The 17,304-nt window shown below is 34.7% G+C and carries 14 protein-coding genes and 3 pseudogenes; 7 read left to right on the forward strand and 10 right to left on the reverse strand.

Translation table 11 applies throughout. The annotated features are described in order from the left end of the window. Window positions 1-69: 69 nt before the first annotated feature. Together ACDZ29_RS25735 and ACDZ29_RS25740 are read right to left on the reverse strand one after the other, a co-directional pair. On the reverse strand, window positions 70-372 hold the full coding sequence (locus ACDZ29_RS25735) for a hypothetical protein (protein WP_375089135.1): 303 nt from the start codon (window positions 370-372) through the stop codon (window positions 70-72). Beyond that, window positions 369-1,487, reverse strand: a complete 1,119-nt coding sequence (locus tag ACDZ29_RS25740) for a hypothetical protein (protein WP_375089137.1) — start codon at window positions 1,485-1,487, stop codon at window positions 369-371. The genes ACDZ29_RS25735 and ACDZ29_RS25740 overlap by 4 nt, the downstream gene beginning before the upstream one ends. Before the next feature lie 146 nt (window positions 1,488-1,633). Between ACDZ29_RS25740 and ACDZ29_RS25745 the strand changes: the two genes are divergently transcribed. Continuing rightward, on the forward strand, window positions 1,634-1,864 hold the full coding sequence (locus ACDZ29_RS25745) for a hypothetical protein (RefSeq protein ID WP_375089139.1): 231 nt from the start codon (window positions 1,634-1,636) through the stop codon (window positions 1,862-1,864). A gap of 581 nt (window positions 1,865-2,445) precedes the next feature. On the opposite strand, the gene ACDZ29_RS25750 is transcribed toward ACDZ29_RS25745, so the two are convergent. Next, window positions 2,446-2,805 carry a GIY-YIG nuclease family protein gene (locus ACDZ29_RS25750; RefSeq protein ID WP_375089141.1) on the reverse strand — a complete coding sequence of 120 codons (360 nt, stop codon included), beginning with the start codon at window positions 2,803-2,805 and terminating at the stop codon, window positions 2,446-2,448. 269 nt (window positions 2,806-3,074) lie between these two features. Here ACDZ29_RS25750 and ACDZ29_RS25755 point away from each other — a divergent pair, with 269 nt between their 5' ends. Beyond that, window positions 3,075-3,461, forward strand: a complete 387-nt coding sequence (locus tag ACDZ29_RS25755; RefSeq protein ID WP_375089143.1) for a hypothetical protein — start codon at window positions 3,075-3,077, stop codon at window positions 3,459-3,461. Between the two features lie 625 nt (window positions 3,462-4,086). Here the strand turns inward: ACDZ29_RS25755 and ACDZ29_RS25760 are convergent. After that, the gene (locus ACDZ29_RS25760; protein ID WP_375091222.1) at window positions 4,087-4,242 is read right to left on the reverse strand and encodes an HNH endonuclease; all 156 of its coding nucleotides are present in this window, start codon (window positions 4,240-4,242) and stop codon (window positions 4,087-4,089) included. 486 nt (window positions 4,243-4,728) lie between these two features. Here ACDZ29_RS25760 and ACDZ29_RS25765 point away from each other — a divergent pair, with 486 nt between their 5' ends. Further along, entirely contained in the window at window positions 4,729-5,271 is a 543-nt protein-coding gene (locus tag ACDZ29_RS25765) for an SMI1/KNR4 family protein (RefSeq protein ID WP_375089145.1), read from the forward strand. A 158-nt stretch (window positions 5,272-5,429) separates the two neighbouring features. Here the strand turns inward: ACDZ29_RS25765 and ACDZ29_RS25770 are convergent. Then, a pseudogene (locus tag ACDZ29_RS25770) lies at window positions 5,430-5,538 on the reverse strand (IS1595 family transposase); the annotation flags it as partial. A 25-nt stretch (window positions 5,539-5,563) separates the two neighbouring features. Between ACDZ29_RS25770 and ACDZ29_RS25775 the strand changes: the two are divergent. Further along, a complete protein-coding gene (locus ACDZ29_RS25775) occupies window positions 5,564-6,055 on the forward strand; it encodes a hypothetical protein (RefSeq protein ID WP_375089146.1) in 492 nt (163 codons plus the stop codon). Between the two features lie 98 nt (window positions 6,056-6,153). Beyond that, on the forward strand, window positions 6,154-6,816 hold the full coding sequence (locus ACDZ29_RS25780) for a hypothetical protein (protein WP_375089148.1): 663 nt from the start codon (window positions 6,154-6,156) through the stop codon (window positions 6,814-6,816). 26 nt (window positions 6,817-6,842) lie between these two features. Here ACDZ29_RS25780 and ACDZ29_RS25785 read toward each other — a convergent pair. Then, window positions 6,843-7,551 (reverse strand): annotated as a pseudogene (locus tag ACDZ29_RS25785) (class II fructose-bisphosphate aldolase); the annotation flags it as partial. On the opposite strand from ACDZ29_RS25785, the pseudogene ACDZ29_RS25790 reads away from it, so the two are divergent. After that, window positions 7,552-7,767 (forward strand): annotated as a pseudogene (locus ACDZ29_RS25790) (IS1595 family transposase); the annotation flags it as partial. A gap of 424 nt (window positions 7,768-8,191) precedes the next feature. Here ACDZ29_RS25790 and ACDZ29_RS25795 read toward each other — a convergent pair. From ACDZ29_RS25795 to ACDZ29_RS25805, 3 genes are read right to left on the reverse strand one after another with little or no spacing between them, the layout of a single operon-like run. Further along, the gene (locus ACDZ29_RS25795; RefSeq protein ID WP_375089150.1) at window positions 8,192-10,327 is read right to left on the reverse strand and encodes a DEAD/DEAH box helicase; all 2,136 of its coding nucleotides are present in this window, start codon (window positions 10,325-10,327) and stop codon (window positions 8,192-8,194) included. Window positions 10,328-10,336: 9 nt separating this feature from the next. Beyond that, window positions 10,337-11,650, reverse strand: coding sequence for an ATP-binding protein (locus ACDZ29_RS25800; RefSeq protein ID WP_375089152.1), 1,314 nt, complete (start codon window positions 11,648-11,650; stop codon window positions 10,337-10,339). Next, window positions 11,640-14,117, reverse strand: a complete 2,478-nt coding sequence (locus tag ACDZ29_RS25805) for a TerB N-terminal domain-containing protein (RefSeq protein WP_375089153.1) — start codon at window positions 14,115-14,117, stop codon at window positions 11,640-11,642. Before ACDZ29_RS25805 ends, ACDZ29_RS25800 begins: the two co-directional genes overlap by 11 nt. 389 nt (window positions 14,118-14,506) lie before the next feature. On the opposite strand from ACDZ29_RS25805, the gene ACDZ29_RS25810 reads away from it, so the two are divergent. Further along, complete coding sequence (locus ACDZ29_RS25810) at window positions 14,507-15,748, forward strand: PIN domain-containing protein (RefSeq protein ID WP_375089155.1); 1,242 nt, start codon at window positions 14,507-14,509, stop codon at window positions 15,746-15,748. Window positions 15,749-16,163: 415 nt separating this feature from the next. Here ACDZ29_RS25810 and ACDZ29_RS25815 read toward each other — a convergent pair whose 3' ends face one another. Next, the gene (locus ACDZ29_RS25815; protein WP_375089156.1) at window positions 16,164-17,234 is read right to left on the reverse strand and encodes a hypothetical protein; all 1,071 of its coding nucleotides are present in this window, start codon (window positions 17,232-17,234) and stop codon (window positions 16,164-16,166) included. Window positions 17,235-17,304: the final 70 nt, after the last annotated feature.

Here is a 17,304-nt window from a genome sequence, read left to right on the forward strand (position 1 = left end):
CAATTAGATGCTGTCTTGTTTTTTTATGTACGTTTTCACTCGTTGGTCAGCCATATTAAAGATAATCGCTTAAAATGGTGAGATTTTTGTCATCTCTTGGTTAATATTTGACTGGATATTCTCCTTGGCAGTTTTAATATCTAAACTGATAGTCTCCATTTCTGCAAGTTTACTAGAAAATTTCTCGAAATATTGTACCAGATTATCTGAAAATGCCTCCCTTGCCTTTCCTGCGTCCCATGTCGTGATTGATTCGATAAGGTTTTTAAGAAGTAATTGTTCGGCTCGAAGATTTTCAATAAGTGCTGAATATTTTTTATCCATAAATTCAAGTTCTTCCAGTTCCGTCATTAGTGCTTTTAATTCTTTCATTCTAAAGTATCCGCCTTTACAAATGCTTTTGAAGCATCATTAAGATTAATAGATATATTCGAGGTTTCTTCTGAAAACCACCGCCTAAATTGTTGGATGGATAACACTGCTTCTTCTTGAGTATGAGCGCTCTTTTTAATTCCGTCTAATCTATTTATGAAACTAGTAGCTTCCACACAAATGTCATCTACCCTTGTAAGAAAGTACATCAGGTCTTTTATAACATCTTCTAAATGTTCGGGCGTTATCCGGATAGTCGTTCTGTCCGAAGATATATACCTCGGAGACTGCCACAATTCTCGTCCCGTTTGAACATTTGTTAGCGTCGGATTTGATAAGTTACCCAATCCATCAAATGAATAATGATTTAAATCGTGAAATTTATCTTTAGCGATGGATGAATAGAAACGAGAAAATGGTTTATTCTGATACTCTGCATTTTCAAATTCAAAGGAAGAACCGATGTAATAACTCGAACCAATATGCCTATCATAGGGGTTAAATGCCCCTGCTCCAATAGAATCCTTCGGATGTATATAATTGACTATCGATTGGTCATATTCCCCTTTCTTTGCTTTTTTCTGAAGCTCTTCAGGTAAAATCTCCAGTACAGAGGGAGCGCTATACGTGACTGCATCTACGTCATGAATCGCACCAGCATAGGAAGCCAATGCCCCACCTAAGGAATGACCTGTTAAGGAAACCTTTGCATGGGGATATTTTTTCTTTACCGCTTTGACTAAGTCTTCTGCCTCCGTAAATTGATTATCATAATACGGCTTCTTGATTACTTGTTTGTACTCCTTGGGCACCTCTTTTTTTACATCCATTTTCCTGACAATATAGTCAATATCCGTAGCCACATCCTGTAAACCCTCCCCGAGGAGGTCATCGCCCTGGGTACCCCTGAATGCAACCACCACATTATCTTCTTTTTTGTAAACCACAGCATCAAAACCGGTCGTTTTATCGTGCAAGGTAAATTCTTTAAGTGATTTTATATCCCACGTTTCCTTCCCGTCTTTGAAAACAAGGGTAATATTCTTGGCTGGTTTCTCCTTGTAGGAGACCAGACTCAAATGATGGAGTTCTTTATCCCTAACTTCATTTGTCAAGATTGCAACTCCCTTCCTATCGCTATATAATCAAATTATATATAATTTACCAAAAAGAGGCGATATTAATGCGACGAATTAGCGAAATAATTTTTTGTGCACTCTTCCTATGTTTCCTGATTGGTTGTCAAAAGGAGGTCGATGGATTGGATAAAGAGGAAGTTAGTAAGACAGCTTCACATGTCGCATCTGAATATTTATTAAAAGAAGAAAAAAGAGAATTTATCGCGACGGATACGGAGTTCCCTCCAGAAGAAGCCAGTACAAATATCGTGTTTGTAAACGGATATTATAAAGACAACAAAGAAGATAAGATGTACGTAATGATAGATTTTAAAAATGATTATAATATAGAAGGATATGGAGAGCTGGAGTAATCCCCTCTACTGGTTCCCTTTCTCTATGTAAAGTGTAGGTCCAAATACCGGTCATCCAAACAAAAAAAGTAGCCATCATCGATTGATGAGGCTACTTTTTTGTTATTCCACCTAGGAGATTACTTTATGTCTATTCAAGCAATGACCTTTTTAGACATCCCCCGGCATTTTATTTATTATTCAATGGGGTTCCCCTTCGTTATTTTCCTTGCTGGGATTTGATGGAGTGGGTGCCTTCATACCAACTGTGCTTTCCTTCAAAAGTTTTTTTAATCTCTTCGTCTCCCTTAGAGTACAATCAATTCTTTGTCGCTGAGTTTTGAAGTTAACTTCATATAAACAACCGCAGTAGGTGGACCTCCACTACCCCATGGTCCCCCACCATATGAAACTCCTTAGTCGAAACCTTTTTCAATAATTTTTGTTATAGAGGGAGTGTACGGGGAAAAATTCATTTACAAATTCCTCAACCGCTAGTTTATCGATAAAGTCCCCTCTCCCTTAATGAATTATTTAATTATTAGGCACCCCTACGTTATTGATAAAGGGTTTTTATTTATTAAAGAAACCCATCAAAACACCTATCTCTTGTAATTGGAATAGTTGACGAGCCTTTTGTTAATTATTCCAGACGGAAAGAGATATGGAGCTGATTGTATAAATAATCGCTCAGCCTCCCTTAATAATTGTTGGTTAGCATGTGGAATTAGAGCTAACACCATAACCCCTAAATAATCCTTGTCAAAAGCTCGCTGGAGTTCTTCACTATAGTGCCTGCCGCTTAATAGTAGGCTTCTGTGAGAGGCAATTCTTGCCCTCACACTCCGTGTACAACCAATATATACTTTTCCATTCTTCTGATTTATTAAGATATAAACTCCTGCTTTTTTAGGAAAATCCCCATCATGCGAGTATTTTATCAATTTTTCTTTCATTTTCATTTTGTGCATCTCCTTCACTATTTTTGAAAATGTTATCAAAATGAAATTTGTTATACAAATTTCCCCTATAAAAAGGAGAACAAATTTAATAAGGAAAAAACAAATAAAATGCGTGTTATAAGCATTTCCCTCTTCAAGAATAATTTGAGTTAACTGTCTTCAATTAACTGTCATTTTTAATTTAAAGTTATATTATAAAAAAATTCACCTTTTTTACACAAAACGGAATTTCTGGTTTAAAATTTTAAAAATTTATGAGGTGAATAACAGTGGAAAACAACCCCAAAAAAATTTCCGTAAAAATAATTCGTGGGTTTGCCTATATTTACTCTTGGTCTTATAGGAAGAAGAATTACCGTTCTAGCACCGTTTCGCAGCGCTATCAATGGAAATATCGTGGAAGGTACGGTACAAAACGAGTACAAGATTTTATGAGGCAGCTAAATAAAGAAGAACAACAGCAGATAAGTCACCAAGTACAAAAAAAATTAAAAGTCTACGAGGAGATGCAAAAACAAATAGATATTCTTATTGAACAAGAACCTTTTAATAGTAGATACTATGAGATTTTAAAAATAAAAAATAGAACAGTACGAGAAGAGAGATTATTACAATTACGCCGAGAATTAAACCTTCTAATTAAAAATAAAGATTAAAAAACGAAAACAGTAGAAATAAATAATAAAAAAGGGATATATAAATTTAATAAGCCGTTCTCTTTTGAGGCACCCAAATATTTATAAATATAAAAGTAACAAAATTAGCAAAGTAATTCTCATATGAATTATCTCTGTTTTTTATTGATTTACGCTATGTTTAAGTCTAAAAAGTTATTTGCTGCGATAAAATAAAGTACCTAAAATACACTTTTCGTAAGGTGGTGTGGTTCTGATGACAAAAGAAGAAATAATAGATGTTATTATAGATACAGGTGACAAAGGAAATCGGTCATGAGAAGGCATAATTAATTTACGAGGATTGTTCAATATGAAACAATAACGAGACATACTAAACTAGAAAAAAAGACAACACGGGCAAAATCAAAAAAATGTGTGTCAGAAGGAAACGGTAATGGATTAAGAAAATGAACTTAAAAGTGGAGATGGGTCATTAATTTGTGAGTATTTTACGTCCTTCACAAGGGCGTTTTTTTCTTGCTTGACTATTTGAGAAGAGTAAAGTATTTTTTTTGAAGGTGTATTTTTAATCCATCTAGTCATTGATAAAACTCTGATTAAAATAATGGACTAACCCTTACCGTCTAATAATCATTAATTACGATTAAAGCATTATCAAACAGTTTAAGATATCTGCCCGAAGAAGAATTCCATTCTGCATATGATTACTGTCTTCATTTTTGTATGGTTGAATATGACATGCCTCTAATACTTCATAAACCGAGTCACCAGTAATTGCATACTTACCATATACGAACAGCTATTTCTTCCTCAAAGCAAGAGCAGATTCCTTTTTAATCCTTTCAACCGCTGAAATACCGCTTTTATATTAATCATTTATCAATTAAAAATCCTTAGTAATGAAATCTGTTTGCTCTTCATATAACTCCTCAACAATTTCACTGTTCACACTTTGTAATGCCTGGGTATTGTGGGTATCCATTCACCATGTATGTAAATGGTGGTCAAATTAAAAATATAAAAATTCAAGCTCTATAAATTTCTTATTATTAGCTTTGTTAATTAACTCTGTTGATATTTGATGAAATTATGGTTGGGTTTTATTAAATTAGCTGTGTTAAAGGTAAAGGTTGATTAATAAAATAAGGCTATGTTAAAGGTAAGGGTTGATTTTTCGTAAGGTGGTATTACTTGTAAAATGTTACACTTAAACTAACGCAGCAGGATGTTTAATAAGGGGATGTATTTAAGTTAAGCTAATAAATAAATGTAGGAGGTGCTGTCATTGAAAAAGGTTTATTATAATGGACTGGATTTTTGGCAGGAAGGGCCAAAATATAAACCTATTGAATATCCGATAAATGATGAAATAGTTAAAAAAGCTGAAAACTTATTAAACATTAAATTTCCTCATTCTTTTATAGATTTAATGAAGATACAAAATGGAGGAGAATTAAATTATCCTTATTTCATTTTATCTGCTGTAGATACTGCAGGCATTCCTTGCGAGGAACGAGTAAAACTTCCTTCCATAGAACCCATACATTTCGAGAATGATGATATGAGCATTTTGTCGTCCGAAGAACTATTAAAAGAAGTCGACCTCCCTAAAGGGTTTATTGTATTGTGGACCGATTTCCATTATTGGGTTGTGTTAGATTATCGAAATACAAAAGATAATCCTTCTGTTATGTATATTGCAGAAAACTTTTTAGCTTCAACTAATGAAACAACAGAATGGGAATATATCAAAATAACAGATAGCTTCGATGAATTTTTAAAAAAATTATTCCGTTCTTCAACTAACTGGTCCTTTAGTAAAAAATGAGCTTGGAGATACATTTTCCAGCTCATTTTTTTGTGCATTATTAAATCAACCTTAACCTTTAACATAGCCTAAAATAAACAATAAAAAAGCTTGAGATTGGGCATTTATGTTAAAATTAATATGAGATTGTGAAAATTTCTACATAAACTAACCGGGCAGATGTCGAGGAACTGAAACCAGACAGAGCTGTAAATACTTGGTGGAAACGCCATTAAATCGACTTATCCATTTCTTTAATCTGGAGTGGTAATTATTAATATTGTTAAGAAGGAAAGATAATTACCTGTTGTTAGTGAACTTAGGTCAATCGAATGGAGAGATTTTAGTGAAAAAATTGGGGTTATTAATTGGGGTTATTATTATCATCGGTATTGTTTTTTATTTTATACTTGTACAACCTAAACTGGAAGCGATTTTATTAGGGACTGGGTTAGACCAAAAAGTAGCAGTAATTACTTTAGGCAACAATGGATATCAAGATATTGAATTACTTGATATTCGGATAAATGGAACAGATGAACCGGAATTAGCCAAAATACAAGTTAGTGAAACAGGCAAAGGATTTGTCATTTCCGATACATTTGCTGAAGAAGATTATAATTTTAAAGAATATAATAGCGTAAAGATAGAAACTGGAACAGGAACCAAGGATGTTGAATACCATTCTAGATATGGACTTTCAATAAAAAGTGACGTTGAAATTTATTCCGTAACTATAATTTATAAATACTTAGGCAAAGTATTTGAAGAAAATGTATCAATCAATAATTTTATGGAAAAATAATGGACCTTTAATAGTCCTTTTTATGAAATTACAAATAAGGGTCATAGTATGATAGTCATAGTCGATGTAAATTAACGTTACTAATGGAGGTGTTTGGAATGAAGAGAGAGCAATACTTTAATCTTACTGCTATATTGTCTAACCTCTCAAAAGAATTAATATCTGATAACATCGCTAATCGCGGGATATCAGGCGATACGGAAACTATTTTATATGGTTTATTCGACATTATTCCTGAACATAAGTTTTTAGGAGATAATCCATATTACAAAACCGAAGATAAAAAGGCTTATAAACAAGAATGTAACGAGTTGGTTAAGCATTTTTTAGTAACAAGATACAAAAAATGGTTCACAGGTAAATATGAACGAGAGGGAAACCTAATTTTACAATTTTTATTTGAAAATAAATCGCAGAATGAAGAGATATTTATTGTGCCTGATACGATGATTTCACAATATAAATCAAATAAAAAGAATATCAAAAACAATAAAATAATATTAGCTGATATTTTTACCTTTTGGCTTAGCAATTTAATAATAAACGAAAGACCAGAAGAATATCTAGGACCTAAAACTATTGAAGTTAAAGCTACGGCTACGGCTACGGCTACTGCACCTAAAGTAACTAAACGTTCATATAACGCCGTTGATTTAGATTGGGATATCGATAACGATGTAGATTATAACGATTCTGATAGAGATAGATATATCGATGATGATGGCTCTAATCATGCTTATAATGATAGACATGATATCTAACCTTAAGCTACATATATAAAAAGAAATTATGCTTTGAATGATGAACCAAACTCACGAATTTTACCGATTACCGTCTTTTTAATCGCTTCGCGACCTGGAACAATGTACTTTCTTGGGTCATAAGCTTCGCTATCCTGTTGTAGGAACGCACGAACTGCTTTCGTAAATTCAATTTGGTTTTCTGTATTTACGTTAATTTTAGAAGTACCAAGGGCATTCCCGTTATTCACAAATTTGTTCCATTTCATCAAATCCTAATTTCGGTTCACCTTTGTACGGTCCATGTACCGAACCCAAAGCCGGAGCTAACGTATCAATTCCTGTGCGTTTAACCATTTCCAAACATTCGTTAGGATTCGCATAGATGATACCTTCTGAGACTAAATCGTCTTCTTGTCCGCCGACTGTACCCAGTTCAGCTTCTACAGATACTCCCTTTTCATGAGCGTATTCAACCACTTTGCGAGTAGTCGCTACATTCATTTCAAACGGGTCATGGGATGCATCAATCATGACTGAAGTAAAGCCAGCGTCTATGGCTTCTTTACATTTATCAAAGCTAGAACCATGGTCCAAGTGGATAGCAACCGGTACGGTAATTTTCATATCTTTCATCAAGCCTTCAACCATTTTAACGACTGTTTTAAACCCACTCATATGTCGAGCAGCACCTTCAGATACACCTAAGATAACCGGAGACTTCTCTTCTTCAGCAGCCGCAAGAATGGCTTGCGTCAAGTGTTGTCTGCTCTTGCGAAAGAAAGTATAGGTACATTTGAAGGAATAGTAGAAGTAGATGAAACCTACTTCTTAGAGAGTCATAAAGGTCGAAAGACTATCCCAACTCGCAAATCAAGAAAACGTGGTGGTTCAGCGTCAAAAAGAGGTATCTCCAAGGAACAAGTCTGTGTATTGGTCGCAAGAGACCGAAACAAAACAACCCTTTCAAAGCGTGTAAAAGTTATATATTTACATGAATGAAGGGAACCCATAAAATTTAAAAAAACAAAGAGGAATAAAAAGAAGATATATCCTTATGACCAGTAAACACGGGTGCAGGTAGACCGTCAATCAAATGTCTACACTCATATATTAAAAAACTATATATATATACGCCATGTAAAAACACAGGTTTGCAAATTCCTTATAATAGCGCGGTGGCACAGATTCAATCCATCTCCAATAATCCCGATTAAAGCAACCTCATATGGTTACGCGCTACAGTCCCCTATATTGTAAATCAGCATTCTGTTTCAAATACTAGGTCTCCATAATTAAGAAGAACCAGCTCCCTAGTAAATATTTTTACGAAAACTAAAATCTTTTTTCTATCATTAAGGAAACTCTCAATTTTTTATATAGCTTTATAAAAGTTTTATATCAATTTGATTAATTTAAATTCAAGGCTATTTAAATAATCCAAAGTTGCTGAAATGTCTATTTCATGTGCAATATGAATTCTATCCTGCAATTCCTTTGGTAAGTAAATCGAATACTTAGAGACATAATACTCTCCTTCTTTAGTATAAGGTAGCAATTCTTCCGGTTTCCACTCTTTAAGCTGAATATGTTGAAGTACCTTAATCAAATCTTTCGAACCTTCAATCGTAATTCTCCCGATTCCATCCACACTAACTATATCCACGCCAAATGAACTTAACATCCAACAAAGAGTCCGGGTTATGGTTGTTCCCGTAAACGTTTCAAAAATCGTTTCATTTTTCATTTCCCAGATAGGTCTTTGATTTGAATGAACCCCAAATTGTTGATACTTTTTTCGCATATCCCTGAGTGTGTGCGCTGCTTCCTCATTGGTATAAGTGAACGCCTGGTCGCCACACACTATCTCCATCATTTTTTCTCCGATTTTTTTGTGTATCTTCCCTCCGCCTCCCAAATAAAGCGGGGGCTTCCCATTCACTGCCTTAGATACGTATACTTTATTTTTATCTGTGTCGATATCCTTAATCGTCCACAGTTTACCGGCTAGGATTAAATTGTCTCCGATGTTGACAAAAGGTGACTTATCTATGTTACCTATCTTTCTTATGCCTTCTAAGACATCATACTCTTCTGGCGTCATGAAGACTGTGTAAAATTCCTTGCCCCGAAGAATACGTTCTCCTTCAATCCCCACGATGAGTTCGTTTTTTCCTTGAATAATTTCTAAATGGTCTTTCTCCACCATATGATTGATTAACACTTGGACATCTAACGTGTTGAGTGCATGTAAAATATGATTGGTTTCTATACGTTCTAATAAATCACCGTACGTAATACCATTGGTCTCTTGGCAAATAGAAATGATTTGATGAAAGGCAATATCAATTGGAAACGGGTAATCAGATGCAGGTTCTATCCATTTTTCAAGGATTAATTCCATGACAGCTAGAGATTGGAGAAGACTATCTTCCTTCGTCGTATAGAGTTGCAGCATTTGACTGGCATCCGTTTTCCTTCCGGAACGACCTAGTCGCTGTTTCAACGAGGAGACTGTATAGGTGTTATCTAGCTGAATGACTACATCCACATCACCGATATCTATCCCAAGTTCTAATGAACTAGTGGCTACAACACTTTTAGGCAGTTTCGATTCCATGATGGTTTTCTCGACGTATTCCCTCTCTTTTTTATCAATCGATGAGTGGTGGGCAAAATAGGTTTCCCCCATTTTCTCTCGTTCTGCAAATCGATTTAAAAAGACGGTTGTTTCTTCTACGCCCCCTCTACTATTACAAAAAATAATCGCTTTTTGATGTCGCGTTAATTCTCGCATATCTTCAAATAACTCAACTTTAATTTTTCTATCTTCACCAGTCGGAATATGCATAATGTGATAAAGTAGCTGTTTGTCGCTCCCTATCGCTTCAATGATTTCTACGTTATCTGGAGTTTTAAAATCTATCCATCTTTTCACTAAATCAAAGTTATCAATCGTAGCAGATAACCCTATTATTCGTGGCGTTTTTTTGGTGTATTGCTCCACTCTTGATAATAGCGAACGCAGGTGAACACCTCTATCTTGTCCTATAAAAGAGTGTATTTCATCGATAACAATAAATTCTAGACCCTCGAATATACGCTTTACTTGTTCCGTCCGGTTAATGAATAGACTTTCAATCGATTCAGGGGTAATTTGTAGAATCCCAGACGGATTATTCACGAATTTCTTCTTTTGGCTTTGGTTTATGTCACCATGCCAGCGATGAATCGGGATATCCGTATACTCACATAACCGTTCTATTCGTTCAAATTGGTTATTAATGAGCGCTTTAAGCGGTGAAACATACAGCACCTTCAACGAAGTAGCTGCCTCTTTTTCAATCATCGAGATAATGGGTAAAAAGGCTGCTTCAGTTTTACCTGAAGCAGTACCCGATGAAACAACCACATCTTTTTCCGTGTTTAGGATGACAGGAATGGTCTGGTCCTGTATAGGAGTGAAACGGTCCCACTTCATATCCCAAATTTTCCGTTGAATGTTTTTAGATAATAACTCAAAGGAACCCATTTCTCTCGCCTACCCTTCTGTCCGATTAAAACGGGACTGAATAGCAGATGATGGATTTGGCGCTACTTCTATTTCCCCGAAAATATCAGCCCGATTGTAATCAGGGTTTTGATAAATAATATTGAGAGCGCCAAGGAAGGTCCGAATGATATCGCCCACAGTTAAATGTTCAGCTGCTCCTGGTCTTGAATACTCCGAACGGAGAAAGTTTTTAATTTCATCATCACTCACAGTAGCTTCATAACTAAAGTGTTCCGCGTGGATATCCCGAAGGTTCCGAAGCAACACAAATGTATCATCATGCTTCAGAGGCGTTAATTTGATGACTGGTTGTGATAAATCCCGGTACTCTTGGGTTTCATGCGGATTAGACTGTAGCCGTCTTTTCAGCGCTCCATAGCTGAACAAACCACGTCGTTCATCTTCTAAAAACTCAGGCGTACCTCCCAGACTGATATACAACCCTTCCACATTCCCCTGCAAGGTATCATTGTAGATTTTTAAAATGGTCTCATAGTTCTTATCCCTGGTTTGTGGGTGCGTAATTTTATACAGATTAATCGCCTCATCTAAATTGACCACTAACCCGGAATACCCGATTTGTTTAACGAATTGCGACAGCACCTTGATGTAATCATAGTAATTATTATCATTGATGATATCTCTAACACCTAAATCTGCTTTCGCTTCCGTTTTTGTCCCATATTCCCCACGTAACCACCTCATAGCTTTACGTTGAAGTTCACTGTTATCTTCTATGAAGCCTTTGAAGTATAAATTAAGAATACGGGCAAAATCATACCCTCCTGTTAGTTCATCCATTTTTGAAACAACAGCGGTAATTTCTTTTTCTACATCTTTTACGAATTGAGGATTATCAAACTCCACGGAGCCATATTCCTTTTCCTGAACGACTAAAGCCTGCACTTCACCTATCCACTTATCTAGGATGGTAGGAAGAGCCCCTCCATCCGGCACGGTTGCAATGGATAGGTTCTTCATTAACTCGGTATAAATGGCGACAGCTTTCCCCTCGCTCCCGTACAATCTTCTTTCTGGGGTGAAATCTGCCTTAGCTACGACAAACTTCTCCGCAAAAGCAATTTGCTGCGTTAAGGCTTGGATGAAACTTTTCCCGCTTCCGAATGGACCGATAATGAGTTTAATCACTGAAGACCCATTTTTCACGTTGGTTAAATCCGTCACAATTTGTTTCGCTTCTTCTGCACGTCCTACCATGATGTATTGCAATCCTCTACTTGGTACAACACCACCCAATAAAGAATTTAATATAGCAGCGGAATCACGTTTTTTAATCTTCAAGCACGAACCTCTCCTTTGTTAATGCAATAACTTCTTCAAATTCCTCATATATGGCAAGGATTTCACCTTGCTCCTCTAACAAATTATCTCCAAGATATTCATTGGATTTTTCATTTAGTTCAGTTAAGAACATGCCAAGCATTTGCCCTTGCTGTTTAACGAAAAGTTTTGCTTCATTGCAGTTAATATGATTATTTTCAAATCTCGATAAAAATTCCATTTCTATCTTGGATAAGGACTCAACAAACTCATTCATTTCATCCTGACCAGCTTCAACCGCATCAAACATGTTCCCTATTGGGAAAGATGCTGGACTTTCATCGCTTACTACAGCAACCTTTTCCGTTTCAAGTTTTGGGTTGGATTCTTCAGGTACCGATGTTTTTTCTGGTACAGCCGCAGCGTCACTAGGATTGTCTATCTCCGCCGTCACAAGACCCACCACCTGTTCAAACTCTTCAAAGATGGTAATGATGTCACCTTGTTCACTTAACAGATTATCACCTAAGGACTCGTTTGCTTTTTCGTTCAGCTCACTTAAAAACATTCCAACCATTTTCCCTTTTTGTTTAAGAAACTGCTTGGCTACATCCAGTTCGATACGCCCCATATTGAATTGAACTAAAAACGCTCGTTCCGTATCCGATAATGATGCTATAAAATCAGTGACTTCATCCATACCGGCTTCCCCACTTTTTACGAAAGAAGCCATTTCATCTATGGAACTTCCCGCATTTTCATTACCGGAAGGAACAGGTTTTGTTGGTTCTTTCTCTGGTTCGCTTACTTCATCCTTATTATCGAATTTCACAAATTCTTCTTGCAAAGATTTATTTGCTCTGATGGTTTCTTTTATGATGTCATCATTAAATTGAATATCAACCAATTTCTTAGTCTCGGTTTGTTCAATTGAGGAACCTTCCTCTTTTGGTGGTTGTGGAATGACACTCCCATTTGATGTGTTTTCTTTCTCTTGGACAACTTGGAATCGTTTATTGGTGGTCTTTGCTTGTTCTAACCTATTTATCATCCTTTGATTAAAATCATCAGGCAATATCCCATCCTCCACTTTTATTTCTCGTTTTTCTCCATTTAATGACCGGGTGACATTTTCTGAAATTCTAAATAAAGTGGTTATTTCCTTAAACAAATTATTTGTTGGCTTATAACTAATGGTATAGGCATGAACATCACTAGTCTCCCTAGCGATAACTGCACTTGCAAACAGCCTTCTTACATCCCGTTGCTCAACTTTCTCAAACCAAATGTCTTCCAATTCAAACCCTTGTTCAGCATGATATTCTTTCAGCAAAGGAATACTTTCTTTGAACGTTTTGTAGACTTTATTTTTGTTATTAAGAAAAAATGTGGTCTCTCTGTAATTCTGGATAAAGGGCTTCCAGGTTGTAAAGGAGATTTTTTCAAGGACGTCTTTCTTTTCAATTAATTGGTTATACAGAGACGGGGTATATACTTTTTCTTCTACCCATTCTCTTGCCAGTTCCTTCTCATCTAATTCTAACAACATATCAGCTATCCAATTAGGCAAGTAGTTCTCTACTTTAGGAATGCGTTCCTTGTAGTTATCACGCAACTTAACCATCATACTTACATTGAAAGCTGCACTTCGATGAAAGGTATAATTCATAAGTTCATATGTGAATAAAATGAGATAACTTAAGTCCACATCCAAGTAATTTCCTTTTAATGCTTGTTCTCTCCAATAGAAATACCATTTTAGCTGCTTCTCATTTAAGTTACCAAATGTTGTCCAATAAGCTTGTAAAGGAATCTCTTGGCATTCTACTTGTCTTCTTTTTCTATATCTGAATGAATCTATGGCAAATTCAGTTTGAGCGGTTGAATAAGAAATGGTTATTCCCGACCGACTTTTTTCTTTCTTCGGATGAATTACTGCTTCCACGCTTCTTACTATCTCATGAGGCGTTTGTAGATGTTGATATTTTGGTAAAATGACATCGTTGTCCGAATAAAATCCCTTTTCGCCTGATATCTTTGGGAATAATTCATTTGCTTTCTGGTCATTTTTGGTCTTGTCATTTCCCACTATGTGCTCAACGTTCTTAGCGCTTGTTTGTATAACTTCCTTTTTCTTATCATTTTTAATGACGGTGTTTCCACTAGCTTGCTGCTGACTTGTTATCTTGTCATTTTCCTCTATACTTTTTTGAACACTCGATTTGGTGTCTGTTTGTATCACATACCTTTTCCTATCATTTTCAATAACGCTATTTCCACTATCTTGCTGCTGGCTATTTATTCGATTCGTCCATTTATGAATAAAAAACAAGTCAATCCAACCCAAGAAAATAGGAACGTAAGTCCAACAAAACAATAGGTACAATACACCCCTTACGTAGTTCCGATAATAAAAATGATGTATCCCTAAACCACCTAATAAGAGTGCGAGCAAATATCCTACTGTTTTGGATTTATGCTTAGTCATGGTCTATTTCCTCCTCCAGGAGATTTTATTCCTTTTATATACAACTATAATACTATTTTACAGTGAATTTATGTGTTGTACAATTCACATACCTTATGTTCCATAAACATTAACTTATATGCTCTATATACAGTGTTGCGTAAACATAGTTGTGCTTTTAAATACGAGGCATTAGTAAGGAACGTTAATTCAATTGTTGACTGCCCAAGTTTCTTCCTGATTTTCCCTAGTAACTGGACTAAAAAGAGGCTTACAGCAATAAATATTCTGGTCGGTATACCTATCCATATATTGGTAGTTTTCATCTTGGTTTTTTAATCATTTCACGCTATAATAATAGAGGCTTATTCTAGCAAATTAACATTAACTGCAAATTAGAGGAGAAAAAATTGAAAATTTTTTTAGATTCCAATCCAATATATAGAGACCCTTTTCTAACCAAAGGATATAATCAAATACTAAATAAGTTGGCAAGACATGAGGAAGTGAAATTATATATTAGTAAAGTCGTGTATAAAGAAGTTCTTCGTGGTCATAAGGATTTTCTCGAGGAAGAACTGAAAGCAGCAAGTAATGCACTTAAAAGAGTGAGTCCATATTTGGACGCAGGGGAACAAGTATTTATTGTTGACGCTAAACTTGAAGATTTCTTACAAGATTTTAAGAATCGTTATAATAATTTTCAACTCGATAATAAAATGGAAATTATCGATTATGATGCTGATGTTCTTGAGCATATTGTCGAGATGGATATGTTCGAAAAAAATCCTTTTATTAAAAAAATGGAAATTACGAACAAAAATGAAGAAATAGTTCGAGTCAATAAGAAAGAAGTCAGAGATGCTATCATATGGTACTCATATCAGGAGTTTATTGAAAAAAATAAATTTGAAGACTGTTACTTTATTTCAAATAATACAAAAGAGTTCGGAGATACGGGCGCAAATAATAGCCCCAAAAATGTACCCTATCCACTCCATCCTGAACTGGCAAAGAGTAATAATATAATAGCTTATAAACACGTTCAAGATTTCCTTGCCCACAATGACTCAAAGATAAAAGAGTTATTTACGGATATCCACACACAAATATTAACGGAAGATTTATCTGAAAATATAGAAGAAGAACTAGAAGATGGGTTGGCACAAGAACTGGTACTTAAATACTTCACAGACCAAATCTTTTCCGAAACACGCGATTTTCTTTCCGAAAAACAACCTGATGATTTACACTCGGATTATTTTATGGGTGGCTACGTCGACCCGAGCTTGGATGGAGAAATATCCTATATAGAATTAAAAGAATTCGAAATATATGGTGATGAAATTACAGTATCAGTTATTGCGGATGTAGAGGTACCAGTGGATATATACTTATACAATCCTGTTTATGATAGCAAAGATGAGAAATTTCAACTTTACTCCACAGACACAATTAAAGTAGAAGAGAATCTAGTCTTTGTTATACCGATTGACTCAGAAAAAGAAATAGATGATAAGAATTTTTCGTTGAGGTTATATATTGAAGGAATTGACCCTAGTAATTTAAATGTTGATTTCCTTCAATGGGAAAACATAGACCATACTGATATGTTTCCAGATGATTATTACGATGAAGATTATTATTTATAGATTATTAAAGAGTCGAGCGAATGTCGCTCGACTCTTTCTCTTTTAAAAAACACTACCGGTATTATATATGTTTTGAAAGAAAACTTTTGCCCTTCAACTATAAATACATATCTATTTTATATGAGGTTGTCATAAACTTTTTTATTATTCGTTATAATTATTTCTGATAATTAATAACGAATGTTTTAAATGGATATTTATATATGGTTGTGAAATTTATGGGACCTTATAACAAAAAAATTAGTATACAAAGTTTTAAAAAGTTTCTTTTGGTTAAAGGCAGAATTACAATCCTTTCGTAGAAACAGAGTAAACAACAATTAACCTCTCCATATGAAATGGAAAAGTAAATTGATTATAGCAAAAAACTTAAATTTTCACCTCGCCGCATTACATTCCTGATTTCGACCAGTATTTAATCTATATTCCAAAATCTTAAATCACCATATCCATATTCACTAGGATTTTTAACAAATCTATTTACCTCAAATTTACAAATAATACAATGCACTTGGCTTTCAACTATTTCAACAACCTGATATGCACTAAAATGTGGGGTCATTTCATCTCCCATTTCCTCAATAGACACTTCAGCATCATGATAATTTAATAATGACATACTTCCGCATACCGGACATTGTAAAGCCTCCGAAATAAAATTATTTTTTTCTTCCAATTCACTAAAAATTTTAATTTCTTCTTCACCCTTTTTATTAAATAATAGATTTTGGTTGTATTGAACTCTACCAATTTCTTTTAGTAAAGCTACCTTACTGTGGTCAGGCACTTTCTTCTTGTGTTCATTTATCAAATCCAAAAGTATGTTTATTTTAAGTATGTTTTCACTTTTGTATGACCAAAGTGGTTTAAATTGCTTGTAATCATTAATTTCTACAATGTCTAAAACTAGAGGTATGACATGTTTACAAATAAACTCATCTAAAGCATGGTATTTTAATATAAATCGACCTCTGTGCCAAATTCTGTTTCTAAAGTTATTTAAAGCATCCAATACTCCCTTATTATGACTAAAAACTTGATATGCTGGGTTCTTTATTCTACCTGAATTCACTAAGTCGCATAAAGTCTTTAAAGCACCGCTAAATTCTAGAGAATTTAATGAATTATATTCTTCATCTGAAATGTCCTCTTTTGATATAAGTTTATGTAGTAATACAGGTTTGTCAACTGCTCTAACTGCTAACAAAGGATTTTCCTTTTCCAATATATCTTTGATAATCAGTTCAAAAAAATGTTGGAAATGAACTATAGTTTCAATATAAGACTCATAATATGAGTCTGTTAAGGATATATCTTCTATCGTATCAACATAATAATCCAGTTTACTCATCATAGAGTGATAGGAGTTAAAATAAGATTTGAACGCTATCCTAAGAGAATAAAATGCAGTATTTTTAAACTGAGTTTTCCCTCCTGTATATATTTCTGATTTATCTGAACTCGAATAATAGGGTATTAAACTCATTTTAGTAGCCACCTTATATTATGAAATTTTTTCCACTATATAATATTAACATTCTTCTTTTCTCTAATCC

The organism is Peribacillus sp. RS7, assembly GCF_041956845.1.
Taxonomy (GTDB): Bacteria; Bacillota; Bacilli; order Bacillales; family DSM-1321; genus Peribacillus.

What these genes read in the sequence shown, in the direction of transcription:
- ACDZ29_RS25735 (WP_375089135.1), bottom strand. Translation starts at nt 372, where the DNA reads ATGAAAGAATTAAAAGCACTAATGACGGAACTGGAAGAACTTGAATTT.
- ACDZ29_RS25750 (WP_375089141.1), bottom strand. Translation starts at nt 2,805, where the DNA reads ATGAAAATGAAAGAAAAATTGATAAAATACTCGCATGATGGGGATTTT.
- ACDZ29_RS25780 (WP_375089148.1), top strand. Translation starts at nt 6,154, where the DNA reads ATGAAGAGAGAGCAATACTTTAATCTTACTGCTATATTGTCTAACCTC.
- ACDZ29_RS25795 (WP_375089150.1), bottom strand. Translation starts at nt 10,327, where the DNA reads ATGGGTTCCTTTGAGTTATTATCTAAAAACATTCAACGGAAAATTTGG.
- ACDZ29_RS25805 (WP_375089153.1), bottom strand. Translation starts at nt 14,117, where the DNA reads ATGACTAAGCATAAATCCAAAACAGTAGGATATTTGCTCGCACTCTTA.
- ACDZ29_RS25815 (WP_375089156.1), bottom strand. Translation starts at nt 17,234, where the DNA reads ATGAGTTTAATACCCTATTATTCGAGTTCAGATAAATCAGAAATATAT.